The sequence below is a fragment of the Herminiimonas sp. KBW02 genome (assembly GCF_003852535.1).
Classification (GTDB): domain Bacteria; phylum Pseudomonadota; class Gammaproteobacteria; order Burkholderiales; family Burkholderiaceae_D; genus Oxalicibacterium.
On sequence record NZ_QAJP01000005.1, the window covers coordinates 186,679 to 204,764 of the forward strand.

Genomic DNA, 18,086 nt, shown 5'->3' on the forward strand with positions numbered 1-18,086 from the left:
TCTGATTTAGTGTGCCAGCGTGCTGGCGATATCGGTGCGATAAGCACGCAGGGCGGGTAGCGCTGCAGCGAGCAGGCCGGTACCCAGCGCGACCAGTAATAACCATGCTTCATCCGCGCTGAACATAAAGCCGGACAATGACAGATTCTGGTCTGCACTCAGTATGCGGCCCAATATCTCAACCGCAAGATGGCCGAGCAACCAGCCGACCGCTGCCCCTATCAATGCCAGCAAGATACCTTCTGTCAGCAGCAAGATAAATAGTTTGGCTGGTGTCGCGCCCAGGGTGCGCAGGATCGCGAGATCGGTTTTACGTTCTTCCAGCGCGTTATACAGCGCGACGAACATGGACAGCGCTGCAGATAGCAATACGATGACAGCAATGCCGCGCAAGACATCGATGCCGACACCGAGCAGGCGGAACAGTTTGGCCGCTTCCAGTGCAGGTTGTGCTGCCTGCAGTTCGCTCTGACTATTGATGAAGCGCGGCATGGTGACAGCTGCCAGCGGCGATGCATATTGCACCAGCAGTGCAGTCAATTCACGCGACTCATCCATGACTTCTTTTTCCTGCGGATCGTTGGCATCCAGCCCGTGTGTTTTGTCGTGCACTTGCCAGACTGACGCAACCGGCGTCAGGATCAGGCGGTCCAGTACGGTACCGGTAGGTTGCAGGATGCCGACCACTTTAAAGGGAGCGTCTTCGTGTACTTCCGCTGCGCCAGCCAGGCCATGCGAGCCAAAGAAGTTTGCGCCGGGCTGTGCACCGGTACGTTGTGCAGCCTGCGCGCCGAATACGGCTTGCATAGGCGCGTCAAACATTTTGCCTTGCGCCAGCGTGCCTTTGTAATGCGTGATGTAGTCGGCATTGGTGCCGACGATGCGGAAGCCGTGATAGCTGTCACCCAGGGCCAGCGGCATGACGGCTTTCACCATACGGTTCTGTTTTAACAGCTCTTCAGCTGCGAGCGGGATATTGCCGGTCGGCGTATCGACGTGATAGATGGACGACAGTATCAATTGCAGCGGTGACCCTTTGGCACCGACGACCAGATCGATACCCTCGGCATCACGCAAGGCGTTGTCGGCAAGTTGCGTGGAAGCGGACAAGACAAACGTCATCATCGCAATGCCGATCGCCATCAATAGCACATTAAGAATCGTGGCCAGCGGTTTGTGTCGCAGTGACTGCAGTGCCAGCGTAAAAGCGTTGAGCGTCATCAGATCGATGCTCCTGCTGCGTGTGCCTGCAGACGCAATACTTTGCCTTGCGGCAGTGCTTGCAATACGCGCGCATCGTGCGTCGAAAGGACCAGGGACGCGCCGATTTCATTGGCCTGTGCCAGCAATAAAGCGATGGCGCTGTGGCAGGACGCATCGTCCAGATTGGCGGTCGGTTCATCAGCCAGCAATAGTTGCGGGCGATTGAACATGGCGCGCGCCAAAGCCACGCGCTGCTTTTGCCCCTGGCTTAATTGATGTGGTCTGGCTGTCGCTTTCTCACTCAGCCCTAGTGCGCTGAGCAAGGCGTCGGCGCGGCTGCTGTCGCTAACCTGACCGCTGGCATAAGCGGCGAGCAAGATGTTGTCGCGTGCATTCAGGCTGGGAATCAAAGCCAGCTTTTGCGGCAGGAAGCCGATATGCCGGCCGCGCCACAGATCTGCAGCGCGCGGCGTCAAGGTTGCAATAGATGTATCCGCGACTGTGATATCGCCACTCTGCGGCGTCAGGATGGCGGCGATCAGGTGCAGCAAGGTGGATTTGCCGCTGCCGGATGGCCCGATGACGATCGCGTGCTCGCCCTGTGCCAGGGTAAAAGCCGGTACATGGAGTTGGGGAGTGTGCGCACCAGGATAGCGATGCGTCAGCTTGGATATTTGCAACATGGTTGCATTCTACAAAAAAACAAAGCGCGCGGATAGTGTGCCGCGCGCTTTCTTTTACAGCAGGACAGAGAGCAGGATCAGGCGATCCCGCCATATATCAGTCGCCGTACAGTTTTTGTTTCAGTTCACGACGTTGTTGCGCTTCCAGCGACAAGGTCGCGGTCGGACGAGCCAGCAGACGTGGAACGCCGATAGGTTCGCCGGTTTCTTCGCACCAGCCATATTCGCCGGAATCGATGCTGAGCAGCGATTGCTGGACTTTTTTCAGCAACTTGCGTTCGCGGTCACGGGTACGCAACTCCAGAGCATGTTCTTCTTCTATGGTTGCGCGATCAGCCGGATCAGGGACCAGCACGGTTTCGCGCAGATGCTCGGTGGTTTCATCGGCGTTTTTCAATAACTCTTTTTCGAGTTGCTGCAGACGATCTCTGAAAAATGCGAGTTGCGCGTCATTCATGTATTCCTTTTCGCCCATCTTGAGGATTTGCGCTTCGGTTAACAATGTGGTGTCGCCTGCGACGGATGTTGATTTGCTTGATTTGGTTGCCACTTCGCTTGCCTTCAAAACTACGGGTTTTTCAATTTTATCTGCGACCTTGGCGGCAGTCCTGGAACTGCTTGCCGTTGCTGATCGAGATGCGTCTTTAATCGGTTTTGCTGTCACGGTGGCCGCTTTGCCGGCGGCAGCCGTGGCTTTTGTTGCTGGGCTCGCTTTGACGGCCGGCTTTGCTGCCGGTTTAGCCAATGGTTTTGCGCTTTTGACGGCGCTTGATTTTACTGCGCTTGCTTTTGCTGCTGTAACTTTTGTTTTGACAGCGGCTGTCGGCGATTTTACCGCACTCTTAGCCGGTGTTTTCTTTGCTGCTTTCGCTGCGGGTTTGGCGACCGGTTTAGCCGCTTTGCTGGCGGGTTTAACGGCCTTGCCTGCGACTGGTTTCGCCGGTGATTTTTTGGCGGGTGCCTTGCTAACAGGCTTTGCACGCGTAGTCGCAGCAGCCTTCTTCGGGGCAATTTTTTTTGCGCTTTTTGCAGATTTTGTGACGGTTGCGTTCATAGTCCCTTGTCCTCAATGAACTTTCCCACACTCGGATCTTATCGTGCCCTGCGTGCGAGACTCACACCTTTAGCAACACCCAGGTAACCATACCCTGAGCTCAAAACCACGGTAGTTTATACCAAACATTGTTCCAATCCGAAAATAAACGTTTCTTTCGGGAGATTCTGCCCGATAAACACCATTTTGTTAGAGCGGACTTCGTTTTCGCCCCATTTGGCGCCGATGTCGGTACCCATGATCTGGTGCACACCCTGGAACACAACCTTGCGATCCGCGCCATCCATCCAGAGTACGCCTTTGTAGCGCAACATGCGCGGACCAAAGACCTGCACCAGGCTACCAAGGAATTCATCCAGTTTTTCAGTGTTGAAAGGGCGGTCGCTTTTGAATACAAAGGCCGCAATATTGTCGCTGTGATGGCCGTGATGATGATCGTGATGATGATCGTGATGATGATCGTGATGATCGTGTTCGCAATGTGCATCGCAAGTGTGATCGTGCTCATGATCATGCTTGTGCTCATGTGCATGTTCTTCCGCCGCGATGAAATCCGGATCGATTTCCAGTTTGTCGTTGAGGTTAAAGCCGCGCAAGTCGAGCACATCAGCAATCGCCACACTACCAAAGTTAGTCGTGCTGACAGGCGCGCGCGGATTGATACGCTTGATGCGCTCCGTCAATACTTTCAATTCATCAGCGCTGACCAGATCCGTTTTGGACATCAATAATTTATCTGCGAAACCAACCTGGCGTTGCGCTTCCTCATAGCTGTCTAGCTGATGCATCGCATGCCTGGCATCGACCACGGTGATGATTGCGTCGACCAGGTATTCGGATGCGACTTCTTCATCGACAAAGAAGGTTTGTGCCACCGGACCCGGATTCGCGAGGCCGGTGGTTTCAATCACGACGTGATCAAACTGCAGCTCACCGGCATTGCGTTTTTGCGCCAGTGACGTGAGTGCGATGATGAGATCGCCGCGCACAGTGCAGCAGATGCAGCCGTTGTTCATTTCAACGATCTGTTCGGTGCCGTCCTGCACCAGGATTTCATTGTCGATATTTTCCTGGCCGAATTCATTTTCGATGACCGCGATCTTGAAGCCGTGCGGTTCTTGCAGGATGCGGTTGAGCAGGGTGGTTTTCCCGGCGCCGAGGAAACCGGTCAGGATGGTGGTAGGGATCAGTGCCATATGAATTAAACCTGGTGGGCGCAATCTGCACACCATCCTTTGATGGTGAGTTCGATTTCGTGACTTTGGAAACCTTTGCCCAGCGTCGCCTGCAATACATTCTGCAATTGCTGACGCAGGGTAGCGGTCGGTGATTTGCTGTTGGCCTTGTTGTCAGCAGCAAACAATTGTTCGTCGACATTGTCGATACAAAATACTTTGGCGCAGCGCGTACATTTGAAATGGCCGTGCTGATGCTGGGGCGATGCATGATGACCGCCCGCTTCCTTGTGCTCGGCGCCCGCGTTGTAACGGAACACGCGGTCGTCACCGGCGATCTTGTGCGCGAGTCCGGCGTCGGTCAGGCAATCGAGTGCGCGGTACAAGGTAACGCGGTCCATCTCTGTCAGCTTGTCCTGCACATCCTGGTGCGACAGCGCATAAGGCGCGCCCAGCAAGGCTGCCAAGACCTTGATGCGGGCATCGGTAGCGCGCACCGAGGTTTCGCGTAACTGACTCTCGGCCAGCGCCGGGTAATCCGGAGAAGAAGATTTTTTCATGATGAGGCGGCTTCGATGGGTGGTGGCTAGATTATGCCGCAAATTTGCAATTCAGTTGCAAATTTGCGTGTGTGGGAGATAGATAGCTGCGCTGCAAAGTCATGCAGCAGCATATTCAGGCGGGTTTTTTCTTGGCGCGCGGATGGGCTGCATCGTATACCTGGGCCAGGCGCTGGAAGTCGAGCGAGGTATAAATTTGCGTGGCCGCGATGGAGGCGTGTCCCAGCATTTCCTGTACCGCGCGCAGATCGCCGGACGATTGCAAGACGTGCGAAGCAAAGGAGTGGCGCAAGACGTGCGGATGCACATCGGTCGGCAAACCTATCGCCTGGCCATGTGCTTTCAGGCGTAACTGCACAACGCGTGCCGAGACACGGGTGCCGCGTTCGCTGAGGAAAAGTGGATGCGGATCCAGCTTGACCAGGGTGTTGCGCACTGCCAGCCACGCAGTGAGTGCGTCCATTGCGGCCTGGCCGATCGGAACGCTGCGCATCTTGTTGCCTTTACCGGTCACCATCACTTCATGCGCATCGAAATCTATCCAGCCCGCCGAGGTATAGCGTGCTTCCTGCGCATAGCGCAGATCCAGTCCCACCAGTTCGGAGACGCGCAAGCCGCTTGAATACAGCAATTCAAACATCGCGTGATTGCAGAGCTGCATCGCAGAGTCGGCATTCCTGCCGGGAGCAGGTTCTGCGACCAGTCGTACCGCATCATCTGCCGCCAGCGCTTTGGGCAGCGGTTTGTTGCGCTTTGGTGCCTTGATGCCATCGACCGGATTGGAGGTGATGGCGTTTTGCTCGGAGAGCCAATTGAAGAAGCCGCGCCAGGCTGAAAGTTTGCGTGCGATGGAGCGCGCATTCAAACCTTGTGCGTGTAGTTGCGCGGCAAACTTACGGATCTGGAAGTGCGTGACGCCGGTCAGCGTCGCCTTGCTGTCATTGGCCGTCGTGTAAGCGATCAATTCGAGCAAATCGCGACGGTAGCTGACGGTGGTCAGTGTCGCCAGCTGGCGCTGGCTGATCAGGTTATCGAGATAACCGTCAAGGTAAGCCTGATTGGTGACTAGGCTCACGATGCTGTTTAATCGAGCATGCCCGACAAGGCGGCGCTGGCAGTCTGACCGATATTAGTCAGGAAGTCGGTGGCCATGTCGGATGTGAAGCGATGCGGATCAGGCGAGCCGAGTACCAGCAGGCCGAAAGCTTCAGTCGCATCGTCCAGGCGCAGCGGCAGCAGGGCGACCGACTGGATAGCTGGTGCGTCTTCCAGCCATGACGCTGCTTCAAAATCGTTATTGCTGCCGCAGAACGGCGTGGTCAAACCATTTGCGAACAGATGTGAATCGGCGGAAACCGGTGCGGCGAACCAGGTGTGTGCAAACGCTTCCGATACACCCCACAGACGCAGTGTGACATGCGGCACCGAGAATGCGCTTTGCAAGCCGGTGGTCAGCGTGTGCGGCAGATCGACGTCATTGCGTGCCTGCAACAGGGCGCGCGTCCAGGTATGGAATTTATGTGTGATCTGGTCGTTTTCCTGACCTATGCGCATCAGTTCGGCGAGGCGCAGCTCCATAGCCTTGAGCTTTTCGCGCAAGACATCCATTTGACGCTCTTGCAGCGACAGGGTGCGGCCACCGAGTGCGCTCGACAGTTTGATTCTGGACAGTAACTCGGCATGTTCTTCAAAGAATTGCGGGTTATCCAGCAAATAATCGGCAACGGTATTGGAGTCCAGAGGAGAAGTCATGTGTCGTATGTGTGAGTGTAGTTAGAAAGCGCGTCACCTGTGCGACGCGGCCTTGCTTTAATTGGCAATGATTTTAACCGACAACCGGGCGCGCAAAACAATTCCGCGCTGTGCCGTTAAATCTCGATTTCGCCTTCGAATACGGTCACGGCCGGGCCGGTCATCATGACTGGTGCATCATGGCCGCCCCAGGCGATGACTAATTCACCACCGCGGGTTTGTACCTTGACCGGAGATGTCAGCAAACCGCGCCGGATACCGGCGACAACTGCAGCGCACGCGCCAGTACCGCAAGCCAGGGTTTCGCCTGCGCCACGTTCGAATACACGCAACTTGATGTGATGCTGATCCAGGATTTGCATGAAGCCGGCGTTGACGCGCTTCGGAAAGCGCGGATGGTGTTCTATCAGTACGCCGTCTTCCCGCACTGGCGCCGTTTCGACGTCGGCAACGACTTGCACCGCATGCGGATTGCCCATCGATACGACGGAAATCCAGTTGGTTTCGCCTTTGATGTCGAGCGGCCACAAGGTGTCCTCACCTTCGGCTTTGCACAGCAGATCAGTCGCGTCGAACGGTACATCTTCCGGCGTCAGGATGGGCGCGCCCATGTCTACCGTGATTTGTCCGTTCGCTTCGAGGCGTGGTTCTATGATGCCCGACATGGTTTCGACCTTGATCGCATGTTTGTCGGTCAGTTTTTTGTCGGTAACAAAGCGGACGAACGCGCGCGCGCCGTTGCCACATTGTTCGACTTCGCCGCCATCGGCGTTATAGATGCGGTAACGGAAGTCCACGCCCGCTGCCTGCGGCTTTTCGACCACCAGCATTTGATCGGCACCAACGCCAAAGCGGCGATCCGCCAGGTATTGCCATTGCGCAGGGGTGAAGTCGATAGCCTGATTGATCGCATCAATCACGACGAAATCGTTGCCTGCGCCATGCATTTTTGTGAATTTGAGTTTCATATTGCGATTATAGCCGTGGCTGGCAAGTGCGTATTGCCTGCCGTAGGATTAGTAAGCAGGCGGTGTTTCGTCGGTATTGTTGTTGGCGTAGAAGCTGGGTTCGCCGGCCGGGCGCGTTTTGAAGCGCTTGTGGGTCCAGAAGTATTCGGACGGCGTTTCACGCGCACGCTCTTCGATGAAGGCATTCATGTAGCGGGTGGCGGCGGTGATGTCATCGCCCGGATAGTTTTCCCATGCCGGATAGAAAGTCACCTTCCAGCCGCGATAGCCGGGCAGGTAAGTTGCAATCACCGGGATCACTTTGGCATTGGTGGCGGCAGCGATGCGCGCCGGTGCCGTCAGCGTGGCGGCGGGGACGCCGAAGAAGGGCACGAATTCAGCATCCTTTTCACCAAAATCCATATCCGGCAACATGAAGAAGGGCAGGCCGTCGCGCATCGCGCGGATGATGGGTTTGATGCCGTCGTTGCGGGAAAACAGTTTGACCGGGCGGAAGCGCGAGCGCCCTTTGCGCAGGACTTCATCGAAGACCGGATTCAGTTGCTGCGTGTAGATCGAGCACAACGACGATTCCAGCATGACGGCCACACCGGCCACGTCCAGGCTGACGAAGTGCGGGCACAGCAGGATGGTCGGGCTGGCCTTGATGGCTTCTACCGGTACGCCCGGTTCCACCACGATTAATCTGCGCAGGCGGGCTTCCGAACCCCACCACAGGATGCCGCGTTCCAGCACGCTGCGAGCGTAGTTCTGGAAGTGTTTTCTTGCGATCGCCTCACGTTCCTGTTCTGACTTTTCCGGGAAGCACAGCGCAAGATTGATCAGGGTAATGCGGCGACGTGATTTTTTGTAGGCATATAGCAAATTGCCTATGATTTCACCCAGGCGCGCAATGACAGGCAGTGGCAGCCAGTGCAGGCACCACATCAGGGCAACGAGGAATCTCATCGGGTACTTCCGCTCTCGGCGCTCTCTGTTACTTCGGCGCGTTGCGGTGCTGCGACGCCAGCCGGGATTTTGTAATGGTTGTAACTCCAGAAGTATTGCGCCGGGCACAATGCTATCAATTGTTCCATGGCGGCATTGATTGCACGTACCTGTGCTTCCTGAGTCAGACCTTCGGGGATGCTGAATTGCTGCAAGTGCAAGACATAACCTTTGCCATAAGGCAGGCGCTCGGCAAACGCGAGGATCATGGCGGCGCCGGTCATGCCCAGCATTTTGGCGGGCAGGGTCATGGTGTATGCCGGTTTGCCGAAGAAATCAGCCCACACGCCTTCGCCGTTTTGCGGTACCTGATCCGGCAGCAAGCCGATCGCGCCATTGCGTTTCAGTACTTTAAATAAGGTGCGTACGCCGCTCAGGTTGGCTGGTGCCAGCGACAGATTGTGCCGTGCGCGTGCGCCTTCTATCAATGGCTTCAGCGCTGCTTGCCGCGGTGGTCTGTACAGTACGGTAATCGGCAGTTGAGCCGCGGCAACCTGGGCCGCAATTTCAAAACAACCGAGGTGTGGCGTCAGGAATATGAGGCCCTTGCCGGCGGCGGCAGCCTGATCGACCACATTCCAGTTTTCTATACGGATAGAGCGCAGTACCCGTTCCGGTGAAGCGCACCAGATGAAGGGTAGCTCCAGCATGTTTTTGCCGGCTTCGCCGACGGCTTTGTGCAGATGCTGGTCAAAGCCGGCCAGCTTGATATTTTCCTTGAGGCGACGGCGATAGGAGCCGGACGCCAGATACACCGCCCAGCCGATCACAAGCCCGATCGCATGCAGTATCGGCAAGGGCAGAAAAGACAACAGGCGGAAGAGAAGAACAAGCATGCGGGTCGTGCATCGTGCTCTTATAACAAGAGACTTTGCCGATTTTTTTCAAGAGGCGTAAAATAGCACAAAGTAGCAACCGCCGAGTTAATGACAACTTGCGAGGCGGTATATAAATTTCGCTAAAGCGTCGCAGGTTCATTAGGTTGACCGCGACATCAAGCCAACTTAAATAAGTGTACTAAGGAACCTGTAATGGCAAATGAATACCTGTTTACCTCTGAATCCGTCTCCGAAGGCCACCCGGACAAAGTAGCGGATCAAATCTCTGACGCGATCCTCGACGCGATTTTCCAGCAAGATCCAAAAGCACGCGTTGCTGCAGAAACACTGTGCAACACTGGTCTGGTTGTTCTGGCCGGTGAAATCACCACCTTCGCTAACGTTGACTACATCGAAGTAGCACGTCAAACCATCAAACGCATCGGTTACGACAATGCCGATTACGGTATCGACTACAAGAGCTGTGCCGTGCTGGTTGCATACGACAAGCAATCGCCGGACATCGCGCAAGGCGTGGATGAAGGCGCGGGTATCGACCTCGACCAGGGTGCTGGTGACCAGGGCCTGATGTTTGGTTACGCTTGTGATGAAACGCCTGAACTGATGCCTGCTGCGATTCACTACGCGCACCGCATCGTTGAGCGTCAATCGGAATTGCGCAAAGACGGTCGTCTGCCTTGGCTGCGTCCGGATGCGAAATCGCAAGTCACATTGCGCTATGTTGACGGCCGTCCTGTTTCCATCGACACCATCGTGTTGTCGACCCAGCATGCGCCGGAAATGCAGCACAAAGAGATCGAAGAAGCCGTCATCGAAAGCATCATCAAACCAGTCGTACCAGCAGAATGGCTGAAAGACACGCGCTTCCTGGTTAACCCGACAGGTCGTTTCGTCATTGGTGGTCCGCAAGGCGATTGCGGTCTGACTGGTCGTAAGATCATCGTTGATACCTACGGTGGCGCTGCGCCGCACGGCGGCGGCGCATTCTCCGGTAAAGATCCGTCGAAAGTGGATCGTTCCGCAGCATACGCAGGTCGTTACGTTGCGAAAAACATCGTGGCAGCTGGCCTGGCTGAACGCGCACAAATCCAGATTTCGTACGCAATCGGCGTGGCGAAACCAACTTCGGTCATGGTCACCACTTTTGGTACCGGCAAAATCAGCGATGAAAAAATTGCGCAACTGGTGCTCGAGCACTTTGATCTGCGTCCAAAAGGCATCGTGCAAATGCTGGATCTGCTGCGTCCTATCTACCAAAAAACCGCAGCATACGGCCACTTTGGTCGCGAAGAGCCAGAGTTCAGCTGGGAACGTACGGACAAAGCCGCAGCGCTGCGTGCAGCGGCCGGACTGTAAAGGCCGGGTTCGCCGGATGGCGAACCTTCGGATTTGGGGCGGAACTCATATCCGCGCAGCGGGTGTGAGAGTAGACCACAAGGCAGCAGCGCTGCGCGCAGCAGCCGGTTTGTAATAATTAGTCTGTAGTGTTGTTCGATGGTCGGATAGAATTCTGCAAAGAATTAATCCGACCATTTTTGTTTTCAGAGGCGCTGATGCATATCGCACCCCTAGCCAGGCATATCCTCCGTATTTCCATCCTGCTGCCGCTACTCGCCGGGTTCAATCTGCCTGCCAGCGCCAGCAATGCTTCCGCTACACCCCTTGTACATCCTGCTGACTGGTGTAAACGCCTGGTCGTGCGCATGCCGGGTGTATCCAATGCGATGTGCCTGCAGAGTGAACTATTGCCGACCGGTGTCAATTCGCTGCAAGGCTTCCCCTTGCTGGCGCGCCAGATCCCGGCAAAAAAAACCAAACGCAATCAGGCGCCGTTACGCGTGTTGCTCATGGGTGGGATCCACGGTGATGAGTTGACCTCGGTCTCGGTGGTATTCCGCTGGCTGCAATGGATGCCGACTGCGGCCGCGCAGCAATTTGAATGGAGCGTAGTGCCGGTGGTGAATCCGGATGGCTTTCTGGCACCCAAAGCCAAACGTGTGAATGCGAATGGTGTGGATCTGAATCGCAACTTCCCGACGCCGGGCTGGCAACAGGACGCGCCGCGTTACTGGGCGACCCGGACCAAGAAGGATCCGCGTCGTTTCCCTGGTTCCGCGCCGTTATCCGAGCCTGAAAGCAAATGGGTGCACGATGAAATGCTGCGTTTCCGGCCTGACGTGATTATTTCCGTCCATGCGCCGTTTGGCGTGCTGGATTTTGACGGTCCGGCGCAACCGCCGCGCCGTTTTGGCCGCTTGTTGCTGAACCGGGTTGGCGTCTATCCGGGTTCTTTGGGTAATTACAGCGGGGTACACAAAAATGTACCGGTGATTACCATCGAGTTGCCGAATGCACAAAAAATGCCGTCAGACGCCGAAGTGAAGCGCATCTGGCTCGATATGTTGCGCTGGATCACTGAAAACGTGGAGTCCCAGTCCGAGCTGGCCAAGGTGCATTCGGTCTCCCTGCCTAGCTCAGAGCCGTTGAAGAAATAAGCATCGTTAGCGACCGGAGGTGGTCGTGGGCGTTTTTTTCGATTAAAATGGCACCCGCATCAAGGAGCGTTGCGACAGGTCGTTCGATCTGCCAGGCTTGATGCGGTCAGTACATGCAACTGCGCTCACGTTTCTTTTTTTCTAACGAAAGGAGGGCGTGATGAACGCCGCAGTAATGACTTCCTCTACCAATTTTTCCGACTACGTTATCGCCGATCTGTCCTTGTCCGCCTGGGGCGACAAGGAAATCCGTATTGCTGAAACCGAAATGCCAGGCCTGATGGCCATCCGCGAAGAATTCGCGGCCGCGCAACCTTTGAAGGGCGCACGCATCACCGGTTCCATCCACATGACGATCCAGACCGCAGTACTGATCCAGACGCTGGAAGCGCTGGGTGCAAAAGTACGTTGGGCATCGTGCAATATCTATTCGACACAAGATCACGCAGCTGCTGCAATCGCTGCAGCCGGTACACCAGTATTTGCAGTTAAAGGCGAAACACTGGACGACTACTGGGAATACACCCACCGCATTTTCGAATGGCCGAACGACGACAAAGGCGCGCCGGTTTATTCGAACATGATTCTGGATGACGGCGGCGACGCAACCCTGTTGCTCCATCTCGGTACCCGTGCTGAAAAAGACGCGTCGGTATTGAACAACCCAGGTTCGGAAGAAGAAATCTGCCTGTTCAATTCGATCAAAAAACACCTGGCTGTGGATGCGACCTGGTACTCGAAACGCCTGCCGCAAATCCTCGGCGTGACCGAAGAAACCACCACCGGCGTGCATCGTTTGTACCAAATGCACAAGGAAGGCAAACTGGCTTTCCCTGCGATCAACGTTAACGACTCCGTTACCAAATCCAAGTTCGACAATCTGTACGGCTGCCGCGAATCGCTGGTAGATGGTATCAAGCGCGCGACCGACGTCATGATCGCCGGTAAGATCGCTGTCATCGCTGGTTATGGTGACGTCGGCAAAGGTTCGGCACAAGCAATGCGTGCCCTGTCCGCACAAGTATGGGTAACCGAAATCGATCCTATCTGCGCATTGCAGGCTGCGATGGAAGGCTACCGCGTCGTGACCATGGAATACGCGGCAGAACACGGCGACATCTTCGTTACCTGTACCGGTAACTACCATGTGATCACCCACGAACACATGAAGAAGATGAAAGACCAGGCGATTGTCTGCAACATCGGTCACTTCGACAATGAAATCGAAGTCGCTGCGTTGAAACAATACACATGGGAAAACATCAAGCCGCAAGTCGACCACATCATCTTCCCTGACGGCAAACGCATCATCCTGCTGGCTGAAGGTCGTCTGGTTAACCTCGGTTGCGGTACCGGTCACCCGTCGTATGTGATGAGCTCGTCGTTCGCGAACCAGACGATTGCACAAATCGAACTGTACGCAAACACCAAAAACTACCCGGTCGGTGTTTACACCCTGCCTAAACATCTGGATGAAAAAGTCGCACGCCTGCAATTGAAGAAACTCAATGCGCAGTTGACGACTCTGACCACAGAACAGGCGAACTACATCGGCGTGCAGCAAGCTGGTCCTTACAAGCCAGAGCACTATCGCTACTAAGCACTTGCAGTAGTAGGTAATAGTCGTTCAGTGTTTTGCCTGAGCTGCCCCATATTGAATATGGGGCAGCGATTTCCTGACGTTCAGTATTGAAAAAAGGAGAAATCGTATGCGCATCATCCTCATCTGGGCAATCAATGCAGCGGCACTTTTTGCGCTTCCCTTCCTGATGTCATCCATCAGGGTCGATAGTGTCGGCACGGCCATCATCGCCGCCCTGATACTGGGCCTGGTGAATACCCTGATACGTCCGATCCTGGTGTTGCTGACCCTGCCCGTCACTTTGCTGACATTGGGCTTGTTCATCTTCGTCATCAACGGTCTGATGTTCTGGGCGGTCTCGCAACTGGTAGGTGGTTTCCATGTCGCCGGTTTCTGGTCGGCGGTAGGCGGAGCGATCCTGTACAGCATTATTTCGTGGATATTGTCCGCGCTTTTACTACAAGAAAAATGAAAGAACAGAATTTCAGCATAGAGTTTTTCCCGCCCAAGACACCTGTGGGTGTGGAAAAGCTGCGCGTCACTTGCGCCAAACTGTCTGAGTTGAATCCCAAGTATTTCTCGGTCACGTTTGGTGCCGGTGGCTCGACGCAACAAGGCACACTGGAAACAGTGCTGGAAATCCGTGCTGCCGGTCAGGACGCGGCACCGCACTTGTCCTGCCTCGGTAGCTCACGTGAAAGCTTGCGTGCGATCCTGGCCGAATACAAATCGCATGGCATCAAGCGCATCGTTGCTCTGCGCGGCGATTTGCCGAGTGGTTACGGTTCGATGGATATGTCGTCTAGTGAATTTCACTATGCAAATGAGCTGGTGGAATTCATCCGTACTGAAACCGGCGACTGGTTCCATATAGAAGTCGGCGCTTATCCTGAAATGCATCCGCAAGCGAAATCACCGCAAGACGATATCGCCAACTTTGTACGCAAGGCCAACGCAGGTGCCGATTCTGCGATCACGCAGTATTTCTACAACGCGGATGCTTATTTCCGTTTCGTCGAGGACGCGCGCAAGGCGGGTGCGAATATACCGGTGATTGCAGGCATCATGCCGATCACCAATAACTCGCAATTGATGCGTTTTTCTGATGCGTGTGGCGCTGAAATCCCGCGCTGGATACGCCTCAAACTGGCTAGTTACGGTGATGATGCAGAATCGATACGCGCTTTCGGTCTGGATGTGGTGACGGATCTGTGTGAGCGTTTGCTGGCAGGTGGTGCGCCTGGTTTGCATTTCTATTCACTGAACCAGGCTGTGGCGACGCAAACTATCTGGACACGTCTGAATCTGTCGCAGAAATAATTAATTAGTAAGAGCCGCTGTAAAAATGCCCTGTGCCGGAAACGGCCCGGGCATTTTTTATTTCAACGGCCGCGGAAGGTCGCTTCTTCCGTTACTACGGCATCCAGTGAGATGTCGTACACCTCAGCGGTAAAATCGACTTCGCCGAACGCATAAGCCACACCCAGCGTGCGTGGTCGTGGTTCTGTTGCCAGTGTCCTGTCGTAAAAGCCGCCGCCGTAGCCAAGGCGGAAACAGTCGGCATTAAAGCCGAGGCAGGGTATCAGCAGTGCTTGTGGCTGTATCAATGGATTGTCCGCCACCGGGATGTCGGTGCCTAACCTGTCCTTGCGCAAAGCTTCGCCTGGCGTCCACGCCACGAATTGCAAGGGAACGTTGTCACCGACGATCAGCGGCAAAGCCAGTTGTACGCCTGTTGCGTTCAATTCTGCATAGGCCTGATGTAAATCGGGCTCACCACGCATGGGCCAGTACACGCCTATGCTGGCGGGTTTTTCGGTACGCCACCATTGCAATATCTTGTCACCCAGGCGACGGTCAAAAAGGGCACGTTGATCCGCGGCAAGTGCGTTACGCTTTGAGAGCAGGGTGCGACGTAAATCGAGCTTATTTTGCATGGGTACGGGAAGAGAATCGCGTGCTATTCTAGGTGCCAGAGATGGGAACTCATTTTATAGCTATCCGGCCTGGTATCCACATGCGCATCCGTGGATATTTATCAAATAAGTTCCAGTATAAGCAGGATAAAAATAGGGGTCACGACATTCATGTTTTCGCATAAATTATTCGCGCGCGTCATGTTGCTGGCGGCATCCGCCGTGTTTCTTGTGCCGGCGGCGCATGCGCAAAAGCGCGCTGCGGGCTTCGCCAGCGATGATGATGCATTTTTAGCATTGCGTGATGCATCGCGACGCGGCGATGCCGTGCGTGCTGCCGATATTGCATCAAGGCTCGGTAATTACGCTATTCCTTCGTATGTTGATTATTACCAGCTCAGGCCGCGTATCAAGGATGCCAGTCCGACTGAAATTCTGGCTTTTCTGAATAAATATAGCGGCAGTGCAATCGCTGATCGCTTGCGCAACGACTGGTTGCTTGAGATCGGCAAACGCCGCGACTGGGTAACCTTCGACGAACAGTATCCGCAATTCGAGCTGAATGACGATACTCAATTGAAATGCTATGCGCTGATGTCGAAGGCACAGAAAGGCATGAATGTCGCGGTTGATGCGCGTGCCTTGTTGACCGTGCCGAAAAATTACGGTGAAGGTTGCGTTGCGCTGATCGGCATGCTGATGGAAAACAGCCAGTTCAATGAAGATGATTTGTGGGCCCAGATACGTCTGGCAGCAGAGACCGGTTCTACGGATTTTGTGCGTCGCCTGGTGCCGTTCACCGGTATAGATGATGGTTCGCTGGTGACAGCGATGGAAAAGCCGGCGCTGATCACTTCCAAGGGCGTAGGTTTCCGTCGTGTGAAGCATGAAGTCTTCATCGTTGCCCTGGGTCGCATCGCAAAAGGCAATCCGGCACAAGCGGCGGATATCTTGTCCAGCAATACCCTGTTGCTGAACAAGAAGCAGGAAGCACAAGGCTGGGCGCAAATCGCTTTGCAGGCTTCGATGAAGCTGGCGCCGGAAGCGGCAGACTACTGGCGCAAGGCAGGTAACGCACCGTTGTCGCTGGAAGGCCATCAATGGAAAATTCGCGCCGCGCTGCGTGCCGGCGACTGGAAGCTGGTCAAACAAGGGGTGGAAGCAATGCCGGCTGCGTTGCGTGACGATGCAACCTGGACCTATTGGCTGGCGCGTGCAGTGCGCGAAGAAGGCAAGCGGGATGAGGCCAATGCACTGATGCAGTCGATTGCATCGCAAACCAATTTCTACGGTCAGCTGGCACTGGAAGAACTCGGCCAGAAAATCACGATACCACCGCGTGCGGTACCGGTAACGGAAGAAGAGATCGCACCGATGGCTGCCAACCAGGGTTTCCGTCGTGCCTTTAAATTCTTTGACCTGGGTTTGCGTTTTGAAGGTTACCGTGAATGGAACTGGGAACTGCGCAGGATGAACGAGCGCCAGCATCTGGCTGCCGCTGAATTTGCGCGCCGCAGTGAAGTACTGGATCGCATGGTCAATACTTCGGACCGGACCAAGATAGAAGTGGATTTCACGCAGCGTTTCCCCTCGCCTTATCGCGATGTCATGCGCTCGGCCACGCAAAAGCTGGGTCTGGAAATGGCCTGGGTGTATGGGCTGATCCGTCAGGAATCACGCTTCATCATGGATGCGCGTTCACACGTGGGCGCATCCGGTCTCATGCAATTGATGCCGGCCACTGCGCGCCATGTTGCCAAGAAAATAGGCATGACTGATTTCGCGCATAGTCAGGTCAACGAAATCGAAACCAATATCCTGCTCGGCACCAATTACCTGAATATGGTCCTGAACGATCTGGGTGGTTCGCAAACGTTGGCAACAGCTGCTTACAACGCTGGTCCGGGACGTCCGCGCGCCTGGCGTTCGACCTTGACGCGTCCGGTCGAAGGAGCGATTTTTGCAGAATCGATTCCGTTTTCGGAAACCCGCGACTATGTAAAAAAAGTGCTCTCCAATGCGACTTACTACGCAGCCATGTTCGAGAGCAAACCGCAATCATTAAAGGACCGCCTGGGTAACGTCGCACCGACGGCATTTGTGCCTACGGATCTGCCGTAAAACAGCGACATACAAGAATTTTATTGTTACGGACACTATGCAAACTACAGAACTCGATCCGACCTTGTCGCAAACGCTGGGTAACGCAGAAAAGAACGGCTTGAAGCTGGTGATCGCGAACAAGAATTACTCTTCGTGGTCGATGCGTCCCTGGGTGGCGATGACGGCTTTCAATATTCCGTTCCAGGAAATTTCAGTCTTGCTGGATCGTTCGGATACGACGGCGCAGATCGCGCATTATTCGGCAGCGGGCAGGGTGCCGGTATTGCTGGCCGGGGAAACCGTAATCTGGGATTCGCTGGCGATATGCGAATACCTGGCAGAGCAATTTCCGGAAAAGAAAATGTGGCCGGAAGACGTCGCTGCACGCGCGCTGGCACGTTCGATCTGCGCCGAGATGCATTCAGGTTTTACTGGCGTTCGCTCTGCTATGTGGATGAATATACGTGCCAAATTCCCGGGCAAAGGGCGTACGCTGGATGCACAGGCGGATATCGGCCGCATCAGCGAGATCTGGGAAAACTGTCTGGCCTTGTCCGGTCCCAGCCAGTATCTGTTTGGCGAATTCTCGATAGCTGATGCTTACTTTGCACCCGTGGTCATGCGCTTCCGTACCTACGATGTTGTGCTGGCACCGGCGCTGGACGCGTATGTCGAACGGGTCGCGGCCCACCCGGCAGTCGCGCAATGGATAGCAGGTGCACTGGCCGAGACCGACCACATCGAAAAGTACGACAGCTACCCCGATTGA

19 protein-coding genes and 1 riboswitch are annotated in these 18,086 nt (G+C 55.1%); of the genes, 8 read left to right on the forward strand and 11 right to left on the reverse strand.

The window, feature by feature from the left end:
* Positions 1-6: 6 nt before the first annotated feature.
* The 3 genes from DBR37_RS10275 to dksA form a co-directional block, all read right to left on the reverse strand.
* A complete protein-coding gene (locus DBR37_RS10275; protein ID WP_124574381.1) occupies positions 7-1,221 on the reverse strand; it encodes an FtsX-like permease family protein in 1,215 nt (404 codons plus the stop codon).
* Positions 1,221-1,886 carry an ABC transporter ATP-binding protein gene (locus DBR37_RS10280; RefSeq protein WP_124574382.1) on the reverse strand — a complete coding sequence of 222 codons (666 nt, stop codon included), beginning with the start codon at positions 1,884-1,886 and terminating at the stop codon, positions 1,221-1,223. The genes DBR37_RS10275 and DBR37_RS10280 overlap by 1 nt, the downstream gene beginning before the upstream one ends.
* 97 nt (positions 1,887-1,983) lie before the next feature.
* On the reverse strand, positions 1,984-2,436 hold the full coding sequence (gene dksA / locus DBR37_RS17290; protein WP_233588341.1) for an RNA polymerase-binding protein DksA: 453 nt from the start codon (positions 2,434-2,436) through the stop codon (positions 1,984-1,986).
* Between dksA and DBR37_RS17295 the strand changes: the two genes are divergently transcribed.
* Positions 2,417-2,959: a hypothetical protein gene (locus DBR37_RS17295; protein WP_233588342.1), complete on the forward strand. Its 543-nt coding sequence runs from the start codon at positions 2,417-2,419 to the stop codon at positions 2,957-2,959. The two genes, dksA and DBR37_RS17295, sit on opposite strands and share 20 nt — an antisense overlap.
* A gap of 97 nt (positions 2,960-3,056) precedes the next feature.
* Here the strand turns inward: DBR37_RS17295 and DBR37_RS10295 are convergent, their stop codons facing one another.
* From DBR37_RS10295 to DBR37_RS10325, 7 genes are all read right to left on the reverse strand, one after another.
* On the reverse strand, positions 3,057-4,136 hold the full coding sequence (locus tag DBR37_RS10295) for a GTP-binding protein (protein ID WP_124574384.1): 1,080 nt from the start codon (positions 4,134-4,136) through the stop codon (positions 3,057-3,059).
* A 5-nt stretch (positions 4,137-4,141) separates the two neighbouring features.
* Complete coding sequence (locus DBR37_RS10300) at positions 4,142-4,675, reverse strand: Fur family transcriptional regulator (protein WP_124574385.1); 534 nt, start codon at positions 4,673-4,675, stop codon at positions 4,142-4,144.
* Between the two features lie 115 nt (positions 4,676-4,790).
* Positions 4,791-5,750, reverse strand: coding sequence for a tyrosine recombinase XerC (xerC, locus tag DBR37_RS10305; protein ID WP_124574386.1), 960 nt, complete (start codon positions 5,748-5,750; stop codon positions 4,791-4,793).
* 8 nt (positions 5,751-5,758) lie between these two features.
* The gene (locus DBR37_RS10310) at positions 5,759-6,427 is read right to left on the reverse strand and encodes a DUF484 family protein (RefSeq protein WP_124574387.1); all 669 of its coding nucleotides are present in this window, start codon (positions 6,425-6,427) and stop codon (positions 5,759-5,761) included.
* Between the two features lie 116 nt (positions 6,428-6,543).
* Positions 6,544-7,395 (reverse strand): diaminopimelate epimerase, encoded by an 852-nt coding sequence (dapF, locus tag DBR37_RS10315; RefSeq protein ID WP_124574388.1) that lies wholly within the window; start codon positions 7,393-7,395, stop codon positions 6,544-6,546.
* Between the two features lie 48 nt (positions 7,396-7,443).
* Positions 7,444-8,343, reverse strand: coding sequence for a lipid A biosynthesis acyltransferase (locus DBR37_RS10320; RefSeq protein WP_124574389.1), 900 nt, complete (start codon positions 8,341-8,343; stop codon positions 7,444-7,446).
* Positions 8,340-9,242: a lysophospholipid acyltransferase family protein gene (locus DBR37_RS10325; protein WP_304999919.1), complete on the reverse strand. Its 903-nt coding sequence runs from the start codon at positions 9,240-9,242 to the stop codon at positions 8,340-8,342. Before DBR37_RS10325 ends, DBR37_RS10320 begins: the two co-directional genes overlap by 4 nt.
* A gap of 171 nt (positions 9,243-9,413) precedes the next feature.
* On the opposite strand from DBR37_RS10325, the gene metK reads away from it, so the two are divergent.
* The 5 genes from metK to metF all read left to right on the forward strand — a co-directional run bounded on the left by metK (position 9,414) and on the right by metF (position 14,618).
* Positions 9,414-10,577 (forward strand): methionine adenosyltransferase, encoded by a 1,164-nt coding sequence (gene metK / locus DBR37_RS10330; RefSeq protein ID WP_124574391.1) that lies wholly within the window; start codon positions 9,414-9,416, stop codon positions 10,575-10,577.
* Positions 10,578-10,774: 197 nt separating this feature from the next.
* The gene (locus DBR37_RS10335) at positions 10,775-11,716 is read left to right on the forward strand and encodes a DUF2817 domain-containing protein (RefSeq protein ID WP_124574392.1); all 942 of its coding nucleotides are present in this window, start codon (positions 10,775-10,777) and stop codon (positions 11,714-11,716) included.
* A gap of 55 nt (positions 11,717-11,771) precedes the next feature.
* A riboswitch (S-adenosyl-L-homocysteine riboswitch) is annotated at positions 11,772-11,850 on the forward strand.
* A gap of 26 nt (positions 11,851-11,876) precedes the next feature.
* Positions 11,877-13,316 carry an adenosylhomocysteinase gene (gene ahcY, locus DBR37_RS10340; protein ID WP_124574393.1) on the forward strand — a complete coding sequence of 480 codons (1,440 nt, stop codon included), beginning with the start codon at positions 11,877-11,879 and terminating at the stop codon, positions 13,314-13,316.
* Between the two features lie 109 nt (positions 13,317-13,425).
* Positions 13,426-13,770: a phage holin family protein gene (locus tag DBR37_RS10345; protein WP_124574394.1), complete on the forward strand. Its 345-nt coding sequence runs from the start codon at positions 13,426-13,428 to the stop codon at positions 13,768-13,770.
* Positions 13,767-14,618, forward strand: a complete 852-nt coding sequence (gene metF, locus DBR37_RS10350) for a methylenetetrahydrofolate reductase [NAD(P)H] (RefSeq protein WP_124574395.1) — start codon at positions 13,767-13,769, stop codon at positions 14,616-14,618. The genes DBR37_RS10345 and metF overlap by 4 nt, the downstream gene beginning before the upstream one ends.
* A gap of 62 nt (positions 14,619-14,680) precedes the next feature.
* Here the strand turns inward: metF and DBR37_RS10355 are convergent, their stop codons facing one another.
* Positions 14,681-15,235, reverse strand: coding sequence for a 5-formyltetrahydrofolate cyclo-ligase (locus tag DBR37_RS10355; RefSeq protein ID WP_124574396.1), 555 nt, complete (start codon positions 15,233-15,235; stop codon positions 14,681-14,683).
* Positions 15,236-15,385: 150 nt separating this feature from the next.
* Between DBR37_RS10355 and DBR37_RS10360 the strand changes: the two genes are divergently transcribed.
* The gene (locus DBR37_RS10360; RefSeq protein WP_124574397.1) at positions 15,386-17,335 is read left to right on the forward strand and encodes a lytic transglycosylase domain-containing protein; all 1,950 of its coding nucleotides are present in this window, start codon (positions 15,386-15,388) and stop codon (positions 17,333-17,335) included.
* A 37-nt stretch (positions 17,336-17,372) separates the two neighbouring features.
* Positions 17,373-18,086: a glutathione S-transferase family protein gene (locus DBR37_RS10365; RefSeq protein WP_124574398.1), complete on the forward strand. Its 714-nt coding sequence runs from the start codon at positions 17,373-17,375 to the stop codon at positions 18,084-18,086.

Excerpts from the sequence above, each read along its gene's own strand:
- DBR37_RS10275 (WP_124574381.1), bottom strand. The coding sequence starts at position 1,221 with ATGACGCTCAACGCTTTTACGCTGGCACTGCAGTCACTGCGACACAAA.
- DBR37_RS10280 (WP_124574382.1), bottom strand. The coding sequence starts at position 1,886 with ATGTTGCAAATATCCAAGCTGACGCATCGCTATCCTGGTGCGCACACT.
- DBR37_RS10295 (WP_124574384.1), bottom strand. The coding sequence starts at position 4,136 with ATGGCACTGATCCCTACCACCATCCTGACCGGTTTCCTCGGCGCCGGG.
- DBR37_RS10300 (WP_124574385.1), bottom strand. The coding sequence starts at position 4,675 with ATGAAAAAATCTTCTTCTCCGGATTACCCGGCGCTGGCCGAGAGTCAG.
- DBR37_RS10310 (WP_124574387.1), bottom strand. The coding sequence starts at position 6,427 with ATGACTTCTCCTCTGGACTCCAATACCGTTGCCGATTATTTGCTGGAT.
- dapF (WP_124574388.1), bottom strand. The coding sequence starts at position 7,395 with ATGAAACTCAAATTCACAAAAATGCATGGCGCAGGCAACGATTTCGTC.
- DBR37_RS10320 (WP_124574389.1), bottom strand. The coding sequence starts at position 8,343 with ATGAGATTCCTCGTTGCCCTGATGTGGTGCCTGCACTGGCTGCCACTG.
- metK (WP_124574391.1), top strand. The coding sequence starts at position 9,414 with ATGGCAAATGAATACCTGTTTACCTCTGAATCCGTCTCCGAAGGCCAC.
- DBR37_RS10335 (WP_124574392.1), top strand. The coding sequence starts at position 10,775 with ATGCATATCGCACCCCTAGCCAGGCATATCCTCCGTATTTCCATCCTG.
- ahcY (WP_124574393.1), top strand. The coding sequence starts at position 11,877 with ATGAACGCCGCAGTAATGACTTCCTCTACCAATTTTTCCGACTACGTT.
- DBR37_RS10345 (WP_124574394.1), top strand. The coding sequence starts at position 13,426 with ATGCGCATCATCCTCATCTGGGCAATCAATGCAGCGGCACTTTTTGCG.
- metF (WP_124574395.1), top strand. The coding sequence starts at position 13,767 with ATGAAAGAACAGAATTTCAGCATAGAGTTTTTCCCGCCCAAGACACCT.
- DBR37_RS10355 (WP_124574396.1), bottom strand. The coding sequence starts at position 15,235 with ATGCAAAATAAGCTCGATTTACGTCGCACCCTGCTCTCAAAGCGTAAC.
- DBR37_RS10360 (WP_124574397.1), top strand. The coding sequence starts at position 15,386 with ATGTTTTCGCATAAATTATTCGCGCGCGTCATGTTGCTGGCGGCATCC.
- DBR37_RS10365 (WP_124574398.1), top strand. The coding sequence starts at position 17,373 with ATGCAAACTACAGAACTCGATCCGACCTTGTCGCAAACGCTGGGTAAC.